Origin of the sequence: Streptomyces sp. NPDC058457 (genome assembly GCF_042720695.1) — a bacterium.
GTDB lineage: Bacteria > Actinomycetota > Actinomycetes > Streptomycetales > Streptomycetaceae > Streptomyces.
Genome location: NZ_JBHXLU010000001.1, coordinates 188,760 through 206,629, shown reverse-complemented (window position 1 = coordinate 206,629; position 17,870 = coordinate 188,760). Strand labels below are relative to the sequence as shown.

20 protein-coding genes and 1 pseudogene are annotated in these 17,870 nt (G+C 71.8%); 11 read left to right on the top strand and 10 right to left on the bottom strand.

Translation table 11 applies throughout. From position 1 onward, the window contains the following. Nucleotides 1–16 precede the first annotated feature (16 nt). Together ACFWPS_RS01010 and ACFWPS_RS01005 are read left to right on the top strand one after the other, a co-directional pair. Nucleotides 17–805: a fumarylacetoacetate hydrolase family protein gene (locus ACFWPS_RS01010; protein ID WP_383699448.1), complete on the top strand. Its 789-nt coding sequence runs from the start codon at nucleotides 17–19 to the stop codon at nucleotides 803–805. Nucleotides 806–933: 128 nt separating this feature from the next. Further along, the gene (locus tag ACFWPS_RS01005; RefSeq protein ID WP_383699445.1) at nucleotides 934–1,365 is read left to right on the top strand and encodes an ATP-binding protein; all 432 of its coding nucleotides are present in this window, start codon (nucleotides 934–936) and stop codon (nucleotides 1,363–1,365) included. A gap of 220 nt (nucleotides 1,366–1,585) precedes the next feature. On the opposite strand, the gene alc is transcribed toward ACFWPS_RS01005, so the two are convergent. Continuing rightward, nucleotides 1,586–2,698: an allantoicase gene (alc, locus tag ACFWPS_RS01000; protein WP_383699443.1), complete on the bottom strand. Its 1,113-nt coding sequence runs from the start codon at nucleotides 2,696–2,698 to the stop codon at nucleotides 1,586–1,588. Between the two features lie 52 nt (nucleotides 2,699–2,750). After that, the gene (gene allB, locus ACFWPS_RS00995) at nucleotides 2,751–4,091 is read right to left on the bottom strand and encodes an allantoinase AllB (protein WP_383699441.1); all 1,341 of its coding nucleotides are present in this window, start codon (nucleotides 4,089–4,091) and stop codon (nucleotides 2,751–2,753) included. Between the two features lie 273 nt (nucleotides 4,092–4,364). Here allB and ACFWPS_RS00990 point away from each other — a divergent pair, with 273 nt between their 5' ends. Beyond that, a complete protein-coding gene (locus ACFWPS_RS00990) occupies nucleotides 4,365–5,156 on the top strand; it encodes an IclR family transcriptional regulator (RefSeq protein WP_383699439.1) in 792 nt (263 codons plus the stop codon). A gap of 94 nt (nucleotides 5,157–5,250) precedes the next feature. On the opposite strand, the gene ACFWPS_RS00985 is transcribed toward ACFWPS_RS00990, so the two are convergent. After that, on the bottom strand, nucleotides 5,251–5,562 hold the full coding sequence (locus ACFWPS_RS00985; protein WP_383699437.1) for a DUF5955 family protein: 312 nt from the start codon (nucleotides 5,560–5,562) through the stop codon (nucleotides 5,251–5,253). Nucleotides 5,563–5,716: 154 nt separating this feature from the next. Here ACFWPS_RS00985 and ACFWPS_RS00980 point away from each other — a divergent pair, with 154 nt between their 5' ends. Both ACFWPS_RS00980 and aceB read left to right on the top strand, forming a co-directional pair. Then, nucleotides 5,717–6,316, top strand: coding sequence for an NTP transferase domain-containing protein (locus tag ACFWPS_RS00980; RefSeq protein ID WP_383699435.1), 600 nt, complete (start codon nucleotides 5,717–5,719; stop codon nucleotides 6,314–6,316). Between the two features lie 184 nt (nucleotides 6,317–6,500). After that, on the top strand, nucleotides 6,501–8,123 hold the full coding sequence (gene aceB, locus ACFWPS_RS00975; protein ID WP_383699433.1) for a malate synthase A: 1,623 nt from the start codon (nucleotides 6,501–6,503) through the stop codon (nucleotides 8,121–8,123). A gap of 4 nt (nucleotides 8,124–8,127) precedes the next feature. On the opposite strand, the gene ACFWPS_RS00970 is transcribed toward aceB, so the two are convergent. Beyond that, nucleotides 8,128–8,412, bottom strand: a complete 285-nt coding sequence (locus ACFWPS_RS00970; RefSeq protein ID WP_383699431.1) for a SelT/SelW/SelH family protein — start codon at nucleotides 8,410–8,412, stop codon at nucleotides 8,128–8,130. A gap of 23 nt (nucleotides 8,413–8,435) precedes the next feature. Next, the gene (locus tag ACFWPS_RS00965; protein ID WP_383699429.1) at nucleotides 8,436–9,839 is read right to left on the bottom strand and encodes a dipeptide ABC transporter ATP-binding protein; all 1,404 of its coding nucleotides are present in this window, start codon (nucleotides 9,837–9,839) and stop codon (nucleotides 8,436–8,438) included. Between the two features lie 38 nt (nucleotides 9,840–9,877). Here ACFWPS_RS00965 and ACFWPS_RS00960 point away from each other — a divergent pair, with 38 nt between their 5' ends. Then, nucleotides 9,878–10,054: a hypothetical protein gene (locus ACFWPS_RS00960; RefSeq protein WP_383699427.1), complete on the top strand. Its 177-nt coding sequence runs from the start codon at nucleotides 9,878–9,880 to the stop codon at nucleotides 10,052–10,054. A gap of 88 nt (nucleotides 10,055–10,142) precedes the next feature. Here the strand turns inward: ACFWPS_RS00960 and ACFWPS_RS00955 are convergent, their stop codons facing one another. Both ACFWPS_RS00955 and ACFWPS_RS00950 read right to left on the bottom strand, forming a co-directional pair. Continuing rightward, nucleotides 10,143–11,048 carry a HipA family kinase gene (locus ACFWPS_RS00955; RefSeq protein ID WP_383699425.1) on the bottom strand — a complete coding sequence of 302 codons (906 nt, stop codon included), beginning with the start codon at nucleotides 11,046–11,048 and terminating at the stop codon, nucleotides 10,143–10,145. Nucleotides 11,049–11,232: 184 nt separating this feature from the next. Further along, nucleotides 11,233–12,267: a hypothetical protein gene (locus ACFWPS_RS00950; RefSeq protein WP_383699423.1), complete on the bottom strand. Its 1,035-nt coding sequence runs from the start codon at nucleotides 12,265–12,267 to the stop codon at nucleotides 11,233–11,235. A 241-nt stretch (nucleotides 12,268–12,508) separates the two neighbouring features. Between ACFWPS_RS00950 and ACFWPS_RS00945 the strand changes: the two are divergent. Next, a pseudogene (locus ACFWPS_RS00945) lies at nucleotides 12,509–12,595 on the top strand (hypothetical protein); the annotation flags it as partial. Between the two features lie 119 nt (nucleotides 12,596–12,714). On the opposite strand, the gene ACFWPS_RS00940 reads toward ACFWPS_RS00945, so the two are convergent. Continuing rightward, a complete protein-coding gene (locus ACFWPS_RS00940) occupies nucleotides 12,715–12,936 on the bottom strand; it encodes a hypothetical protein (protein WP_383699791.1) in 222 nt (73 codons plus the stop codon). Here ACFWPS_RS00940 and ACFWPS_RS00935 point away from each other — a divergent pair. From ACFWPS_RS00935 to ACFWPS_RS00920, 4 genes are read left to right on the top strand one after another with little or no spacing between them, the layout of a single operon-like run. Beyond that, nucleotides 12,835–13,116, top strand: coding sequence for a PqqD family protein (locus ACFWPS_RS00935; RefSeq protein WP_383699421.1), 282 nt, complete (start codon nucleotides 12,835–12,837; stop codon nucleotides 13,114–13,116). The two genes, ACFWPS_RS00940 and ACFWPS_RS00935, sit on opposite strands and share 102 nt — an antisense overlap. After that, a complete protein-coding gene (locus ACFWPS_RS00930; RefSeq protein ID WP_383699419.1) occupies nucleotides 13,113–13,433 on the top strand; it encodes an ATP-binding cassette domain-containing protein in 321 nt (106 codons plus the stop codon). Before ACFWPS_RS00935 ends, ACFWPS_RS00930 begins: the two co-directional genes overlap by 4 nt. Continuing rightward, a complete protein-coding gene (locus tag ACFWPS_RS00925) occupies nucleotides 13,358–13,963 on the top strand; it encodes a hypothetical protein (protein ID WP_383699417.1) in 606 nt (201 codons plus the stop codon). The genes ACFWPS_RS00930 and ACFWPS_RS00925 overlap by 76 nt, the downstream gene beginning before the upstream one ends. Then, nucleotides 13,938–14,741: an ABC transporter permease gene (locus ACFWPS_RS00920; RefSeq protein WP_383699415.1), complete on the top strand. Its 804-nt coding sequence runs from the start codon at nucleotides 13,938–13,940 to the stop codon at nucleotides 14,739–14,741. Before ACFWPS_RS00925 ends, ACFWPS_RS00920 begins: the two co-directional genes overlap by 26 nt. A gap of 7 nt (nucleotides 14,742–14,748) precedes the next feature. On the opposite strand, the gene ACFWPS_RS00915 is transcribed toward ACFWPS_RS00920, so the two are convergent. Together ACFWPS_RS00915 and ACFWPS_RS00910 are read right to left on the bottom strand one after the other, a co-directional pair. Next, complete coding sequence (locus ACFWPS_RS00915) at nucleotides 14,749–16,167, bottom strand: MFS transporter (protein ID WP_383699413.1); 1,419 nt, start codon at nucleotides 16,165–16,167, stop codon at nucleotides 14,749–14,751. A 141-nt stretch (nucleotides 16,168–16,308) separates the two neighbouring features. Further along, complete coding sequence (locus tag ACFWPS_RS00910) at nucleotides 16,309–17,820, bottom strand: IucA/IucC family protein (RefSeq protein WP_383699411.1); 1,512 nt, start codon at nucleotides 17,818–17,820, stop codon at nucleotides 16,309–16,311. Nucleotides 17,821–17,870: the final 50 nt, after the last annotated feature.

Below are 17,870 nucleotides of genomic sequence, written 5' to 3'. Positions count from 1 at the left end.
TCCGAGGAGGCCTCCGGTGAAGCTCGGCACCGTGAGACTGGGGCGCGGTCGCACGGCCGCCGCCCGACTGCAGAAACAGCACTGCGTACTGCTGCCCTACGGCGACGTCGGCGCCCTGATCGCCTCGGGCGGCGACGGGTGCGAGCGAGCCGCCGCCGACTCCGGGGACCGCCTCCGACTGTCGGAGATCTCCCATGCCCCGTTGATCCCGCGACCGGCCAACGTCGTACGCGTCGAACCCAACTACGCTCCCCGCCTGCGCGAGACCGGCGGGCCGGATCCGGCCGCCCCGGCGTTCTCCGTCGTGCACGGCGGCCGTCCCGTCGGCCCCTATGACAACATCCGTCTGCCGGACACCGGCCAGGCCCTCGACTGGGGTGCACAGTTGGGGGTGGTGGTCGGGCTCCCCGCTCGCGCGGTGGCGGCCGAGAAGGCCCTCGGCCACGTGGCCGGCTACACGGTGATCACCTCCGTCACCGCCCACCGCACCTTCGACCTCGCCGTGGGACCCGCCCTGGTCACGGCCGACGAGGCACCGATGGCCGGCCGCGGCCTGACGGTCAGCTGCGCCGTCGACGGGTGGGTCAGACGGAAGGGCAACACGGCGGATCTGCTGTTCGACGTCGCCACGATCATCGCCCACGCGAGCTCCGCGGTCACGCTGCTGCCCGGCGACCTGATCGCCACGGGAATCCCGGGGCCCACGGGCACGGGACGGGACCGCCCCGGGGCGACCCTCCAAGCCGGACAGGAACTGGTCGCCACGGTCAAGGGCGTCGGCGAGGCGAGGAACACGGTCGTCTGACACGACGCGCCCACCTCGCAACCCACACCCCGGACGACAGCCAGGTCCGGGTCAGGGTCGGGGCCGCCCTGAGCAGCACGGCCGGCCACGGCACCGCCCAGCCCCACCGGGTCAGGTCCGGTCCGCCGTTGCCGGCCGGCCTGCCCGTCAGCGTCGTCGAGGTCGCCGACGACGGCCCCGGCGTCCGGGGCGACGAGGCGGACCGGGTCTTCGACCGCTTCTACCGTGCCGAACCGCTCGCCCGGACCACCGCGCCGGGGTCCGCCGGGCTCGGCCTGGCCATCGCGTCGGCCATCGCCGACGCGCACGGCGGCCTGCTCGAACTGGACACAGGTCCCGGCCAGGGCTGCACCTTCCGCCTGCTGCTCCCCGACCCGGCCGGCGCATCGGCGAAGGGTCCGGAGGTCGGCGACCTCACCGCCCCGCGCGCGGCCCGGCCGACCGCCTCCGGGCCGGTCCCGGCGAGCGGCCGGTGGGCCGCCGTGCGCGCGTTGTCACGGAGGGGGAGGGGACCCACATCCGGCTCGGCCGCTGCCACGGATCGGCGGGGCGACGGCTGAGGAAGCTGAGGCGACCGAGGCTGCTGAGGCGACTCAAGGGACTCAAGGGACTCAAGCGGCTCAAGCGGCTCAAGCGGCTCAAGCGGCTCAAGCGGCTCAAGCGGCCGACGGTACCGACCCGGCCGCCCCGTCTTGGCCGACCCCGGCTGTCTTGGCCTGTCGTTGCTTGTCGAGTTCGCCTGCTGAGAAAGCGAGTCGGACGGGTGGGCGGGCAAAAGGGTCAGGACAGTTCGCGGTGCCTTGTCGTCAGGGCCGCTGCTCCCGCTTCCGTCGGCGAACCGAACAGCCGCAGGCGGGAGATTCCGCCGTCCGGGAAGATGTCCACGCGCGCGTGCGTGCCGACGGCGGGGGCCGGCAGGACGAAGCGGTGGTTCGTGTCCGGCTGGAGGCGGGTGCGCGGGAGGATCTCGCGCCAGTCGCCGTCCTCGCCGTCCTTCACCACCACCGACGCCCAGCCCGCGCTGTTGCCCTTCAGGTACGCCGTGTCGATCTCGATCGCGCGGATCTGGGACTGGGCGGCGAGCCGGTAGCGGATCCAGTCGTTGCCCTGGTCGCGGCGGCGGCGCGTCTCCCAGCCGTCGTCCATCTTGCGGGAGCGGCCCGGCTGGATGGTGTTGGTGGCCGGCGAGTAGAAGAGGTTGGAGGCGTCCTCGACCCGGCCGCCGTTCTCCAGGGCGACCACGTCGAAGGTGCCGAGCACGGCGAGCCACTCGGGGTCGGGCACGACCTCGCCGTACACGCGCAGGCGCGCGATGCCGCCGTCGGGGTGCTGGTTGACGCGGAGGTGGGTGAAGCGCTGTTCGACGGAGACGGTGAAGCCGTTCGCCGCGTGACCGCCGACGGGGGTGCGGGGGACGAGCGTCGTCCACTTGACGTCGTCGCCGAGGAGTTCCGCCGGCGACGGCGAGCCGGCGACCGAGGTGCCCTCGACCGACACCGCCTGCGGGTAGTTGCCCCGGAAGTGGGCCGTGTCTACGACGATCCCGCGGACGACGCCGGCGGCGCCGAGCCGCACCAGTGCCCAGTCGTGGTCCTCGGCGGTGGGCCAGGGACGGCCGGCCGAGACCCCGCGGCGGCGGCGCGTCTCCCAGCCGTCCATGATCTTGCCCTTGTGCCCGAAGTGCTCGGGGTCGAACTCGGCCCGCCCCGGCACCAGCAGGTTCTCCCGCTGGGCGAAGAACTCGTCGTTGGCGGCGACGACCCCGGCACCGAGCTGCCGGGCGGCGAGGTCTGCGTACTGGGTGAAGGGGAAGTCGGCGGTGCGGTAGTCCGCGTACGGGTCGCCGCCGGAGTAGGGGTGCGCGTCGCCGGTGAAGGCAGGGATCGCCGTCAAAGGTGTTCCTTTCGGTGTCGGCCGCTGCGGGTGCGGAAGCAAGGCGAAGGGGTCAGGGGGTACGGGTGAGGAGGCGGCCCTGCGGAGGCGTGAACTCGCCGTCCGCGACGATGCGTTCGCCGCGCAGCCAGGTGGACTTCACGACGCCGTACAGGGTCTTGCCCGCGTACGCGGTGACCCGGTTGCGGTGCTGCAGGCCCGCCGGGTCCACGGTGAAGGTCTCGTCGGGTGCGAGGACGGCGAAGTCGGCGTCCCGGCCGGCCGCGATGGCGCCCTTGCGGTCGCCGAGGCCGACCAGCGCGGCCGTGCGGGCCGACATCCAGCGGACCACGTCCTCAAGACCGTGCCCGCGCTCACGAGCTTCCGTCCATACGGCGGCGAGGCTGAGCTGGAGACCGGAGATACCGCCCCACGCGGTCGCGAAGTCGCTCGTCTTGAGGTCGGCGGTGGAGGGCGAGTGGTCGGTGACCACGCAGTCGACGGTGCCGTCGGCCAGCGCCTGCCAGAGCAGGTCCTGGTTGGCCGCCTCCCGGATGGGCGGGCAGCACTTGAACTCGCTGGCGCCGTCCGGGACCTCCTCGGCGGTCAGGGTGAGGTAGTGCGGGCAGGTCTCCACGGTGAGGCGGACGCCGTCCGCCTTGGCCGCCGCGATCAGCGGCAGTGCGTCGGACGAGGACAGGTGCAGGACGTGCACGCGCGCGTGCAGGCGTTTCGCCTGGGCGATCAGCTGGGCGATCGCCGTGTCCTCCGCGTCGCGGGGGCGGGAGGCGAGGAAGTCGGCGTACTTCGGGCCGCCCTGCTGCGGGGCGGCCTCCAGGTGGTGCGGGTCCTCGGCGTGCACGATCAGCAGGCCGTCGAAGGAGGCGATCTCGGCCAGCGAACGGGCCAGCTGCTCCTGGTCGAGATGCGGGAACTCGTCCACCCCGGACGGCGACAGGAACGCCTTGAAGCCGAAGACGCCGGCCTCGTGCAACGGACGCAGGTCCTTGACGTTGTCGGGCAGCGCGCCGCCCCAGAAGCCGACGTCGATGTGCGCCTTGTCGGCCGCGACCTGCTGCTTGACCCGGAGGTTCTCGACGGTCGTGGTCGGGGGCAGGGAGTTGAGCGGCATGTCGACCAGGGTGGTGATGCCGCCGGCCGCCGCCGCGCGGGTGGCGGTCCAGAAGCCCTCCCACTCGGTACGGCCGGGGTCGTTCACATGGACGTGGGTGTCGACCAGACCGGGCAGCAGGACGTCGTCGCCGAAGTCCTCCAGGCGGGCACCCTCCGGGACGGGAGCGTCGTAGGGCAGTACGGCCGTGATCGTCCCGGCGGACACGGCGACCGAGGCGGCCCGCGTCCCCTCCGGGGTGATGACGCGCGTCGAGCGCAGCACCAGTTCAGCGTCGGACACCCGAACCCCTCTCTCTGCCGCCGTTTTACTTCCGGGAAACGGGATTTACACCCATGTAACGGAATTCAACGTTCTGTTGAAGGAGTCTTCACTCCCGCCCCCGCGCCGTCAAGGGCACACTGCTTCTCGGGGCCTCACGGGCGCCCACTCTGGACGTTTCCACAAAGCGGAATTACAATTCCGTCAAGCAGAACGTAGCTACGCACGATCAGGGAGTCAACCGACTGCCGGGTAGGCTTCTGCCCTTCCCGCCAGTCCCGAAAGGAACGCGCCGTGCCGACGTCCAGCGCCAGCACCACCGACTCCGCCAAGTCCAGCGGCGGCGGGGTCCAGTCCCTCGAGCGCGCCTTCGATCTGCTGGAGCGGATGGCGGACGCGGGCGGCGAGGTGGGTCTCAGTGAGCTGTCCGCGAGCAGCGGGCTGCCGCTGCCGACGATCCACCGGCTGATGCGCACGCTGGTCGTCTGCGGTTACGTACGGCAGCAGCCGAACCGGCGGTACGCCCTCGGGCCCCGGCTGATCCGGCTCGGCGAGTCGGCGTCCCGGCTGCTCGGCACGTGGGCGCGGCCGTACCTCGCACGGCTGGTCGAGGAGACCGGGGAGACGGCGAACATGGCGCTGCTCGACGGGGACGAGATCGTGTACGTGGCGCAGGTGCCGTCGAAGCACTCCATGAGGATGTTCACCGAGGTGGGCCGACGGGTGTTGCCGCATTCCACGGGGGTGGGCAAGGCCTTGCTGGCGAATGTGCCGGACGCCGAGGTGCGGGCGCTGCTGGGGCGGACCGGGATGCCCGCGGCGACCGAGAAGACGATCACCACTCCGGAGGGGTTCCTGGACGCCCTGGCGGAGGTGCGGCAGCTGGGGTACGCCGTGGACGACAACGAGCAGGAGGTGGGGGTGCGGTGCCTGGCGGTGTCCGTGCCCGATTCGCCGACCGCGGCCGCCATTTCGATCTCCGGGCCTGCGGGGCGGGTCACGGAGGCGGCGGTCGAGAAGATCGTGCCGGTGCTTCAGCAGGTGGCCGTTGAGTTGTCCGAGGCGTTGGTGAGCTCAGGAGCCTAAGGGGTTGGGGCCGCTGCACCGTTGGCGGGTGCGGGTTGTGTGTGGCTGGTCGCGCAGTTCCCCGCGCCCCCAGGTCGGCAATCGTGGCGGCGTTTCAACGTCTGGGCTCTCCGAACAGGTCCACCGCCTGGCGTACGTCCGACAGGCCGCGTGACAGGGCGCTCATCGAACCGATCGCGCCCGCTATCAGTAACAGGGATCGGCGCAGGCGTGGGATCTCCGGGATGCCGCCCGTCGCCATCGCCGCCAGGGCCGCCAGTTCGTCCTCGGCTATCACGCGGTCCGGGAACTCGGCCGGATGGGCGGCCAGTTCGCGGCGCAGCCGGGAGACCGCCGTGCGTAGTTCCGTCACCCTCGGATCCTCGTCACTGCCGGTCACTGGCCTCTGCCCCAAGCTCCGCAACACAGCTCTCCCCCCTCTCCAGGTGCCCAGGACGGTGGTCGGGCGCCCGGGGACGCGGGTCAGTAAACGCCCTCCCATACGGAAAGCGCTACAGCGCGGACCGAATTTCAGTCCTTCGGAACCGCCCGCCCGCCCCCGCGTCGGGTATGCAGGACGCATGACGGACACGCATGACCGGATCGCCGGGCTGCTGCTCGCCGCCGGCGGTGGCAGACGGCTCGGCGGTCGGCCCAAGGCGCTGCTGACACATCGGGGCAGACCGCTGGTGGAGTACGCGGTCGGGGTGCTGCGCGCGGGCGGCTGCGGGCCCGTGCACGTGGTTCTGGGGGCCCGTGCGGACGAGGTGCGGGAACGGGCCGAGCTGGGCGGCTGCGCGGTCGTGGAGAACCCGGACTGGGCGGAGGGCATGGGGTCCTCACTGCGGGTCGGGCTGGAGTCGCTCGCCGGGTCGGGCGTGCGGGCGGCCCTGGTGTCGCTGGTGGACCAGCCGGGCATCGGGGCGGCTGCGGTCGCTCGGGTCGCCACCGCTTTCCGGGACGAGTCGTCACTGGTGTCGGCCGCCTACGACGGGGTGCGCGGGCATCCCGTGCTGTTCGGCGCCCGGCACTGGGCGGAGATCGCCGCGAGCGCGACCGGCGACCGGGGCGCCCGCGCCTATCTCAAGGCCCACGAGGACGCGATCACGCTCGTCGAGTGCGGGGACGTGGCCGAGCCGTACGACATCGACACGGAGGCGGACCTGGGCCACCTTGAGTGAACGGGATGGCACTGAGCGCCAACTTGGCTCGACTCGGAGAATCTCGATATCAACAAACCATTGAACTTCCACGATGAGGAAACTAGTATCCACTGTTCAGAAGCGCCTGCCCCCTGATCGGGTGCGCTTCGTTCTACCCGGAACGACTGGCACCCGGTGCCACCGCTGAAGGAAGTGACAGCTCATGTCCGCACCAGCGCCGTCTCCGCCGGCCCTCGTCGACGCCGCGCCCCTGCCCCGGCAGGAGGAGGTGCTCACCGACGCGGCACTCGCCTTCGTGGCCGAGCTGCACCGGCGGTTCTCGCCACGCCGTGCCGAACTCCTCGCCCGCCGCGCCGAACGCCGCGCCGAGATCGCCCGCACCTCGACCCTGGACTTCCTCCCGGAGACCGCCGCCGTCCGCGCGGACGACTCCTGGCGGGTGGCGCCCTCCCCCGCGGCGCTGAACGACCGCCGGGTCGAGATCACCGGTCCCACCGACCGCAAGATGACCATCAACGCCCTCAACTCGGGCGCCCGGATCTGGCTCGCGGACTTCGAGGACGCCTCCGCCCCGACCTGGGAGAACGTCGTCCTCGGCCAGCTGAACCTGATCGACGCCTACACCCGGGCCATCGACTTCACGGACCCGGCGAGCGGCAAGTCGTACGCCCTGCGCCCGAACGAGGAGCTCGCGACGGTCGTCATGCGACCGCGCGGCTGGCACCTGAACGAGCGGCACGTCGAGGTCGACGGCGAGCAGGTCCCCGGCGCCTTCGTCGACTTCGGGCTCTACTTCTTCCACAACGCGCAGCGGCTGCTCGACCTCGGCAAGGGACCGTACTTCTACCTCCCGAAGACCGAGTCGCACCTCGAAGCCCGGCTCTGGAACGACGTGTTCGTCTTCGCCCAGGACTACGTCGGCATTCCGCAGGGCGCCGTCCGCGCCACCGTGCTGATCGAGACGATCACGGCCGCGTACGAGATGGAGGAGATTCTCTACGAACTCCGCGACCACGCCTCGGGGTTGAACGCCGGACGCTGGGACTACCTGTTCTCCATCGTGAAGAACTTCCGTGACGGCGGGCCCCGGTTCGTCCTCCCGGACCGCAACGCCGTGACGATGACCGCCCCGTTCATGCGGGCGTACACCGAACTCCTCGTCCGCACCTGCCACAAGCGGGGTGCGCACGCGATCGGCGGCATGGCGGCCTTCATCCCGTCCCGCCGGGACGCCGAGGTGAACAAGGTGGCCTTCGAGAAGGTCCGCGCCGACAAGGACCGCGAGGCGAACGACGGTTTCGACGGCTCCTGGGTCGCCCACCCCGACCTGGTCCCGATCGCCCTGGAGTCCTTCGACCGGGTCCTCGGCGACAAGCCGAACCAGAAGGACCGGCTGCGCGAGGACGTCCACGTCGAGGCCGCCGACCTGATCGCGGTCGACTCGCTGAAGGCGAAGCCGACCTACCCGGGTCTGGTCAACGCCGTCCAGGTGGGCATCCGTTACATCGAGGCGTGGCTGCGCGGACTCGGCGCGGTGGCCATCTTCAACCTCATGGAGGACGCGGCCACCGCGGAGATCTCGCGTTCGCAGATCTGGCAGTGGATCAACGCCGGTGTCGAGTTCGAGAACGGCGAGAAGGCCACGCCGGAGCTGGCCCGCAAGATCGCCGCCGAGGAACTCGCCGCCATCCGCGCGGAGACCGGCGACGAGGCCTTCGCGGCCGGTCACTGGCAGCAGGCCCACGACCTGCTGCTCACCGTCTCCCTCGACGAGAACTACGCGGACTTCCTGACGCTGCCCGCGTACGAGCAGCTCAGGGGCTGATCCCTCAGGACGCAGGCTTGTCCGAGTGGCCCAGGGACTTACCCGGGGCCACTCGGTCGCGTACGGCCTGCTTCACGGCCGTGGGCTCGGGGAAGCCCTGCTCGCGCCGGTCCCACACGACCTCGTCACCGACCCGCACGACGAAGACGCCGCCCTTGCCCGGCTTCAGCGCCAGCTCCGTCAGCTCGGTCTCGAAGGTGGTCAGCAGCTCCTGCGCCAGCCAGGCCGCGCGCGGCAGCCAGCGGCACTGGGTGCAGTACTCGATCTCGACGCGCCGACTGTCACTCATCCGGCCATGGTAACCGGACGTGATCACACGGCGAGTTCACCGGCGAAGTGGCAGGCGGCCCGCTGTCCGGCCGGTGTGAGCACGAGCTGCGGGTCGGTCTCCGCGCAGACCGTCCGCTCCGGGTGCGTCAGCGGGCCGATCGGGCAGCGGGTGCGGAACCGGCAGCCGGAGGGCGGGTTCGCCGGGCTCGGCAGGTCGCCCCGCAGCACGATGCGCTCCCGCTCGGGTGCCGCGAGGTCCGCCGCCGGTGACGACGACAGCAGCGCGGCGGTGTAGGGATGCTGCGGGTTGCCGTAGACGTCGGCGACGTCGCCGTACTCGACGATCCTGCCGAGGTACATCACCGCCACCGTGTCGCTGAGGTGCCGTACCACCGACAGGTCGTGTGCGATGAACAGGTACCCCAGGCCGAGCTCGCCCTGCAGCCGCTGCAGCAGGTTGATGATCTGGGCCTGGACCGACATGTCCAGCGCGGAGACCGGCTCGTCGAGGACCAGGGTGCGCGGCCGGCGGGCCAGCGCCCGGGCGATGCCGATCCGCTGGCGCTGGCCGCCCGAGAAGGCGTGCGGATGGCGGTCGAGGTGCTCCGGGCGCAGCCCGACCTGCTCCATCAGCGCCCGCGCCTCGGCTTCGAGTTCCGTCCCGCCGATGCCCCGCAGGCCGAGGGCCTCGGTGAGGGACTGGCGGATGGTGCGCCGCGGGTTCAGGGACGCGTAGGGGTCCTGGAACACGTACTGCACCGAGGACCGGACCCGGGCGAGGTCCGCCTCGCGCATGGCGCTGACGTCGGTGCCGTCGACGAGGACCGACCCGCCGGCGACCGGGTTGATGCCGACGACGCTCCTCGACAGCGTGGACTTGCCGCAGCCGCTCTCGCCGACCAGCCCCAGGATGCGGCCCGCGTGCACGGTCAGGCTGACCGAGTCGACGGCGTACACGGGGGGGGCGCGGTGGAACAGTCCGCGCCGCCGGGATCCGACGTCGACCCGCAGGTCGCGGATCTCCAGCACGGGTACGTCCGTTCCGGGGGCGTCGGGTCGCGGTGCCGGGGCCGCCTGGTCCCTGGTGCTGGCCGCGGCGACGTCGACCCCGCGCTGGGACACGAAGCACGCTGCCGTCTGGCCCGAGTTCCCGATCTCCCGAAGGTCGGGGGGTGCCTGGGTGCACGCGTCCTCCGCCAGCGGGCAGCGCGGGGCGAACGCGCAGCCGGGCGGGAGGGCCGCCGGGTCGGGCGGGGTGCCGGGGATCGCGGGCAGCGGGGCGCCGTCGCGGGCGTCGTCGCGGGCGTCGTCGATGCGGGGCATGGCCGCGAGCAGGGCCGCCGTGTAGGGGTGGCGGGGGTGGGTGAAGACCTGTTCGACGGTGCCCTTCTCGACCGTGCGGCCGCTGTACATCACGACGACGTCCGTGCAGAGTTCGGCGACCACGCCCGCTCAACGACCTGAGCGACGACCTCCTGTCGGGTGTGCGCGCCGTCGGGTACCGCCGTGCCCTGCCGCTGACGACCCGGGCGCTGGTCATCACCACGACCTCGCCCGACAGCACGTCGACGCTGGACGGCGGCATCGTCCTCGCCCTGCGGGACGTGTTCAGCGAGCAGGGCATCGCCCGGCTGCTCGTGGACGACGGCGGAACGGGCTGACGCCGGCCCGTTCTCCGGACGTGCGGCGGCAGCTCCTCGTCGCACGGGGCCGGTGGGGACGGCTCGGTCTCGTCACGCCGGCTGCCGGTCAGCCGAGGTGTACGGACCAGTCCTGCTGGGCCGCGGGCTTGCCGTGCAGGTCGGGAACCCGCTTCAGCCAGTCCGGGCGATCCTGCCGGGTCCTGGCCGCGCGGGCGGCCTCCTCGGCCGCGAGCTGGTCGCGGCCCGGGAAGTCGGTGGGGAGCCACTCGGCGGAGGCCCGCACCCGGGCCAGCAGGTAGCCGACGTAGGCCTCGCGCATCTCGTCGGGCGTGCCGAAGTCGGTGAGCCAGGCGTCCGGGACCTCGGCGAGGACGTCCCGGAGCAGCTTCTCGGTCACCCTGGGCGCGAGTCCGGCGTCGGCGGCCCGGGTGTCGGGGCCGTACCGGCCGAGGGCGTGATGACGGAAGTCGTACGCCTTCCCGGGGGCCGAGGTGTCCCAGCGGTGGTGGAAGACGAGGGCGGCGCCGTGGTCGATGAGCCACAGGCGCGGGGGTGCGATGCCGAGGGTCGGCCAGACCATGAGGTTGGAACTGTGCACCGTGCGGTCGACGTTGACGGTGAGCGCGTCCAGCCAGACGATCCGGCCCGCCTCCAGCGGGTCCACCGGGAAGACCTCGGCGATCTGCGGGGTGAAGTCCTCGGCACCGGGCAGGAAGTCCATCCCGAGGTTGACTCCGCCGCTGGCCGCGTGCAGGTCGCGCACCTCCTGGTGCGGCTCGTCCCCGGCGATCGCCGGGTCGAAGTGCACCAGGACCAGCTCCGGGAACCGCAGCCCGAGCGCCCTCGCCAGCTCCCCCACGATCACCTCGGCGACCAGCGCCTTGTGCCCCTGCGCGGACCCGGTGAACTTCACGACGTACGTACCGAGGTCATCGGCCTCGACGACCCCGGGCACCGAGCCTCCGGAGTGGAGGGGTTCGACATAGCGGGCGGCAGTAACCTCTCTCAACATCTTCCAGCGCCCAACGACTCAGTTGCCTTATATTCCACGGTCGGCTCCAAGGCGGTGCAATCCGCCGTCGATGGCCGTGCGGCCCTTGTTTCCGGCCTCCGGCATGAAGTGAGCATAGTAACCAAGCGTGACGGCCGGGAACGAGTGCCCGAGCCATGAGGCCGGCGGAAGGCTCACCGCAGGCTCACTGCATGTTCTCGAGGTGCGGGTGGTCGAAGGACGTGGGGCAGACGTAGATCTGCATGTTGTATCCGCGGCCGATCAGCACCATCGGCGGGTCCGACGGTTTACGCAGCCCGACGGGCGCCGAAGGTCCCTCCTGGTCTTCGAGGGGGATCCAGCTGCCGCTCCCGCCGTCCCATTCTCCGGAGCTCACGGTGAGCAGCGGCTGGTACGCGGCCTTGCAGACATCGCAGTGCATGGGCCAGGGGTCGCAGAAGCTCCACGGGCCCCAGCCACCGACCTTCCACCCCGGCGCGACGGAGTGCTCGTACTGGTAGTAGGCGCTGCCGGGGCTGAACGCCTCCTCCGGGTCCTCCTCGGCCCACTGCTTGCATCCCCAGTCGTACAGGCGCTCCGCGAGTTCCTCGGGCAACTCATGGGGCGCGGGGTACTCGGTCACGACCTCGGGATGGAGCACACACGGCTCGGGAACGTAGTTCCCGTAATGATCCACATCGACCGGTTCCGGCGGATCGACGAGCAGTCTGCCGACGCTCCCGGAGTCTCGCCAGACGAGGTGGGCCGCGGGAAGTCCCCCGGCGTGATCCAGGGGGCACCACAGCACCTGCAGCAGGTCCGCTCCCCCGGGGCCGGCAAGCCCGGGTATGTCACGCAGGTAGAGCTGGGCGACGGGGAGCAGCGCGTTCGGCCCGGGATGTGCCGGATGTCCTGTCTGGAGTCTGTCGAGGTACGCCCGTTGGCCGGGATCGAGGAGGTTCTCGCGGGGAGCGCGCGGACGCAACCAGGCCGCTTCGAGCAGCGCCCGGCCTTGACGGACATCGTCGAGGGAGACAGGGAGTTCGCCGTAGTGGTGGTGCTCCTCCGTGCAGACCGGCCACTCCTCGCCGGCCGGCCACAGCAGCGGGCCGCCGATGGAACTCTCGTGGACGGTCGGCTCACCGGGGCGTGGGTGAAGGCGCACCGCCTGCCGTGCCAGCGGAGCCAGCTCCGGGAACACGGACGCGATGTCGACAGGCCGGGGTGGTGTGGTTCTCACCGACAGGACTCCTTCTCCGGTCACGCGCGAGTTTCGGGCGGGACTCTATCCGCCTGCACTGACAGCCCGGTCGACAGCCGTGCCAGTGGGGGCCGCCCATGCCCGTACCGCCCCGCGGGGTCGTACACCGGAACCGACGGCCTCGGAGGTTCAACGGGACCGAGACGCCACCAGCTCCTCCTTGCCGGTGACTCCCGTTTTCCGCTAGACCGAGCTGTTCGCGTCTCCCGTACTCGCCGACATGCGCTCCAACACCGTCTTCAGCGGCGAGAACCTCAAGGACTGCCGCCGGTGCTACATCCGGGGAGCCTGCGGCGGCGGCTGCCGGGCGTACCACATGGCGGAGAGCGGCGACATCAACCGCAACGGCCGTCATCTGTGCCGTGTTCTCCGCCAGTCCATGGTCACCGACCGGTGGCTCTCGACCGGGGTGACGAGGGGACAACTTCACCAGTTCCAGGCCGAGATGATGCGTCCGCACCTGGTCAGGGACGACTCCACCCACCCGGTCCACGAGGACTGGCGCACGGTGGGCCGTCGCCTCCTTCCCGTCGTCGGAGTCGGCCGATGAACGACAAGACCGTGCCCTTCGACATCGCGTCGGATGTCGTGTGGATCCCCGGCGACGGGGAAGTGCGGCTCTACGACGCCCGGTCGGGCGAGTTCCAGACGCTCAACGCCACCGAGGCCGAGATCTGGCTCCTGCTGTCCGAAGGCCGCGGTGCCGACGAGATCGGTGCCGAGATGGTCCGGCGCCACGCCGGCGACGACGCGGTCAGGCGCCGGATCGTGGAGCGGGACGTGCACGCCTTCCTCGCGTCGCTCCAGGACCGGGGGCTGGTCGTATGACCGCCGCCGTACGTGTGCAGGACCTGGTCAAGCGGTACCCGGGCAGAGCACACAACGTCGTCGACCACGTGTCCTTCGCCCTCGAACCCGGCTCGGTCAGCGGACTGCTCGGCCCGAACGGAGCGGGCAAGACCACCCTGGCCAAGCTCGTCTGCGGGGTCACGGTGCCCACTCGGGGAACGGTGCGGGTGTTCGGCGCCGACCCCCGAGCCGGTGGCGGTGCGGGCAAGCACGGCACCGGGTGGCGGAACTGCTCTCCGCCTTCGCGCTCGACACCAAGGCGGCACAACTCGTGTTCACGCTCTCCGGCGAGTTGAGACGCCTCCAGGTCATCAGGGCGCTCCTCGGCGACCCGCGGCTGCTCCTGCTCGACGAGCCCTCCGCCGGACTGGACGTCAGGGGCCGCCGCCAGGTCTGGGAACTCCTCGACGACCTGTGCCGCAGGCAGGGCACGACGGTGCTGTGGACCAGCCACTACGTCGAGGAACTCGAGCGCAACTGCCGCCAGGTCATGATTCTCGACCAGGGCAGGCTGCTGGAGTTCGCCGCCCCGCGGGACCTCGCCCGTCGCTTCGACCGCAGCACCGCTCTGCTGACGCCGGCGGGGCCCGGGGACACGGACCGGCTGGCCGCGCTTCTCGACGCGGCACGGCTGCGCGTCACGCCCCTCGACGGCCGCCTCGAAGTGACCGGGCACGAGACCCGCGCCCGGCTGCCCACGCTGGTGGACGAGGCACGGGCCCGAGGCATCGGCATCGACGCCGTCGACTACCGCGAGCCCTCGTTGGAAGACGCCTTTCTCGCCTTGGTGGGCACCACAGATGATCCGTCAACCGCTGCGTGCTGACGCGGTCGCGACCGCGTACCGCGAATACGTGCTCCTCACCCGCAACCGCACCAACCTGCTCCTGGCCATCGCCCCGAGCGCGATCTACCTGCTGCTCTTCGCCACCTCCCTGTCCCGCCTGGTGGGAAGTGTCCGGTACGCGGACCGCTCCGTCGCCTACGCCGAGTTCGCCGTCCCCGCGCTGCTGCTCTCGTCGACACTCTCCGCAGCCACCACGGCGGCGACCTCGCTCTTCCAGGAGCGCATGGGCCGTATGGACATCGAGCTGTGGTCGTATCCCCTGCGCAGAAGCAGCTACGTCATCGGGAAGCCGGCCGTCAGCACCCTGCTCGTCCTCCTGCAGAGCCTGGCCGCACTCGTCGTGGCGCTGCTGCTGTTCGACTTCCACTGGCCACCGGACCACCGGCTTGCCGCGCTCTGCGCCGTCGTCGTCGCCTCGATGGCCTTCAACGGCCTCTACCTGTCGCCCGCCACGCTGTTCACGGACTTCCAGCGCTTCACGGTGACCATCAACGTGCTGGCACCCGTGCTGCTCTTCGCGAGCCCGTCCTTCCATCCGGCCGAACGGATGGCCCAGGTGGTGCGGTGGCTCTCCTGGGCGGACCCCGTCACCTACGGCGTGCGCTGCATCCGCGACGCCGCGCTCCTCGGGTTCGGCGCGGCCTGGCCCTGGATGCTGGTCATGCTGGGCGTCGCCGCCGCCACCTGCCTCCTCACCGGCCACTGCTGGCCCGCGCCCGCCGCCTCTGACCTGTCCGGCGGCCGTAAGCACGCCTAGGTCACGCCTAGGTCTCTTTCGGCACCGCCGGCACGCACAGCCATGCGAGGGCCGCGGCGGCCAGGTAGGCGAGCGCGCCGACGGCCATGCTGATGCGCAGCCCGGTGGTGTAGTCGGTGGCGGTGGCGAGCAGGCTGCCGCCGAGCGCGACGCCGGTGGCGCTGCCGATCTGGCGGGTGGTGTTGAACAGGGCGGAGGCGGCGCCCGAGTACGCCGCGGGCGCGGCTCCCATCACGGTGGCGGTCGTACCGGTGAGGGCGAAGGAGGTACCGAACCCCGCGGCCATCATCGGGGCCACCAGCACCGGGTAGGCGGGGTCGGCTCCCGCCGCGGCCCACCCGGCCAGCCCCAGGGCCGCGAGGAGCATCCCGGAGACGACCGGCGGACGATCGCCGGTTCGGCGGGCCAGCCGCCCGGACAGGACGGAGGCGAACATGGTCATCGCCACCGCCGGGAACAGCGCCAGCCCGGTGCCGAGGGCACTGAAGCCGCGCTGGTGCTGGAATTCCAGGCTGGCGGTGAACACCATGCCGTAGAAGCCGAAGTTGAACAGCAGGCCGATGACGGCTCCTCCGCTCAGCGCGCGTGACCGCAGCAGGCTCGGCGGCAGGACGGGAGAGCGGGCCAGCCGCTCGCGCACCACGAACGCCACGGCGGCCAGCGCGGCCAGGCCCACCCCGGCGAGAACGGCCGGATCGGACCAGCCCCGGCGTCCGGCCTCGTTGAGCGCCGCGGTCAACAGCGCCGCGGCCGCAACCACCGCGCACTGCGCCGGCCAGTCAAGGGCCCGGTCGGCGCGCCGGGGCGAGCGCGCCACATGCCGCAGCGTCAGCGCCAGGCAGGCCGCACCGACGGGCAGGTTGACGAGGAACACCCAGCGCCAGCCCATCGTGGAGACGAGCAGCCCGCCCAGCAGCGGACCGGCGGCGGCCGCGGTGCCGGCCATCGAACCCCACAGTCCGAAGGCCCGCGAGCGTGCGGCCGGCGCCGGGTAGGCCTGCTGGAGCAGGGCCAGGGAGCCGGGCACGATCAGAGCCGCACCGAACCCCTCCACCAGCCGGGCCGCGACCAGGAACGGGGCGTTCACCGCGAGCGCGCACGCGGCCGAGGACAGCGTGAACACCGCCACGCCCGCGCAGAAGACCCGGCGGTTGCCCACCCGGTCCCCCAGCGCGCCACCGGCCAGCAGGAACCCGGCGAAGACCAGGGTGTACCCGTCGGTGATCCACTGGATTCCGGTGAGCGAGGCCGACAGTTCCCGGCCGATCACCGGCACGGCGACGTTGATGGCAGTCACGTCCAGGATCACCATGAAATACCCGGCGCACACCGCCAGCAGCGGTGCCCAGGGCCGTCGCCCGGACTCCGGAGCCGACTCGGGAGAGGACACCGGCTCATCACCACCGGCCGACTCCGCGAACGCCACGGCACCGACTCCATCCCATTCAACGGCATATGAAATATGACGTATGGCAGCAGAAGCCACAATCATGCACATGCGTGGAGCCGTTTGGTCCGGTTCACGCGTGACGTGCCGTCATGCCCGCCGTCGGCCTGGCCCGCGATGTCAGGCCAGGGGATTCGGCAGCGGCAGATAGCGTGCGTCGGCGCCGTCCGCCCCGGTCCAGCGCAGCAGCAGGTTCGTCTTGCCCGGCAGGGTCGGGGACGCCAGCAGGTCGGTCACCTCCGGGAGCGGATGCCGGGCCAGCTCCCGCCGTGCCGCGGGCCACGGATCGAACCCGGGGTGGTGCTCGGCGAGCGCGGCGGCCACCTCGGTCAGGTGGTTGACGACCAGGCAGTACACCAGCCGCTCCCACCCGGCGGCCCGCTCCACGTCGGCCAGCAGCTTGACCCCTTCGGCGTCCCGGTACAGCGCCTGCACCGGCGTACCGTCGGCGTCGACGGCGACCAGGGTGTTCTGCAGATGCGCTTCGAGGACGACGCCGTGCTCGGCGAAGGCGGTGAGGGCCGGGGGTACGACCGCCCGCAGATACGCCTCCCACCAGGCGCCCGGGTCCGCCGCAGCGGCCAGCGGGTCACCGTCGAAGCCCTCCACCAGGCCCGCGGCGAGCAGCGGGGTGGCCCCCGGCAGCAGCGCCCCGCGCAGCCCGTCCCTGACCAGCACGGCGAGCTCCTCGAAGGCGAAGCGGGCGGTGCGGTAGCCGCGGTCTCCGAGCCAGCCGGCGGGCCCGTCCATCGCCGTGAACGCGGCGGTCGCGGCCGCGTTCGTACGGCGCAGTCTGCGCAGGTCGTGCGCCCAGAGGCGGCGGATGTCGTTGGTGATCCGGACGTCCAGGCTGAACTTCAGGAAGAGATCCCGCTCCGGCTCGTACACCGTGCGGATCGCGGCCGTCGGCCAGGTCGTGAAGCCGCTCTCGCCGAGGCGCAGCAGCCGCCCGTCCGCGAAGGCCGGGGCGAGGTCGCGGGCGACCAGATCCAGCTGCCAGGGGTGCGCGGGCAGCAGCCGGTAGCCCCGCGGTACGGCGGCCGACGTGTCCAGTGCGTCCAGCGCGGCCGTGTCGCCCTCCTCCACCACCTGGTCCTCGCGGACCGCGAGCAGCACCAGCGGGAACCGGGCGTACGCCTCGGGGGCGTACGGCAACCATGCGGCGACCGGGCCGCCGCCACGTGCCTTGGGGGCGGGATGGTAGGGATGGCCGGTGATGAGGGACTGCTCCGAACGCAGATACGGGTCGTCGGGCGCCGTCGCCCGGGCGCGTGCCGTGAGCAGCGCGGCGACCGCGTCCCGGCTGTCGATCATCTCCGTCGGCAGGTCGCCGTTGGACAGCCCGGTGTGCCGGCGCAGTTCCTCGGCGACGAGTTTCACCAGCTCGGCGTGGCCGATGCGGTGCCAGGTGCCGTCCGCGTACAGCTCGGGCGCGGCGGGCCGGCGGTCGCCGCGCACCCGCAGCAGCCGGCCGCCGCCGGGCAGCCGGTAGACCCGGGGCCGCCCTTCCCCGGCGTCCGGGAGCGGCCGGGCCACCTCCCGCAGCAGGCAGTTGAGCAGGGGTGCGGCAGCGTACGCGTCGGCGCGTTCGCCGACTGCGTCGCTGGGGGGCATGAGGTCCACGCGTTCCATTCGTTCTCTGCGTCTCGTTCTCTGCGTCCACAGAGTCCGATCGTGATCAG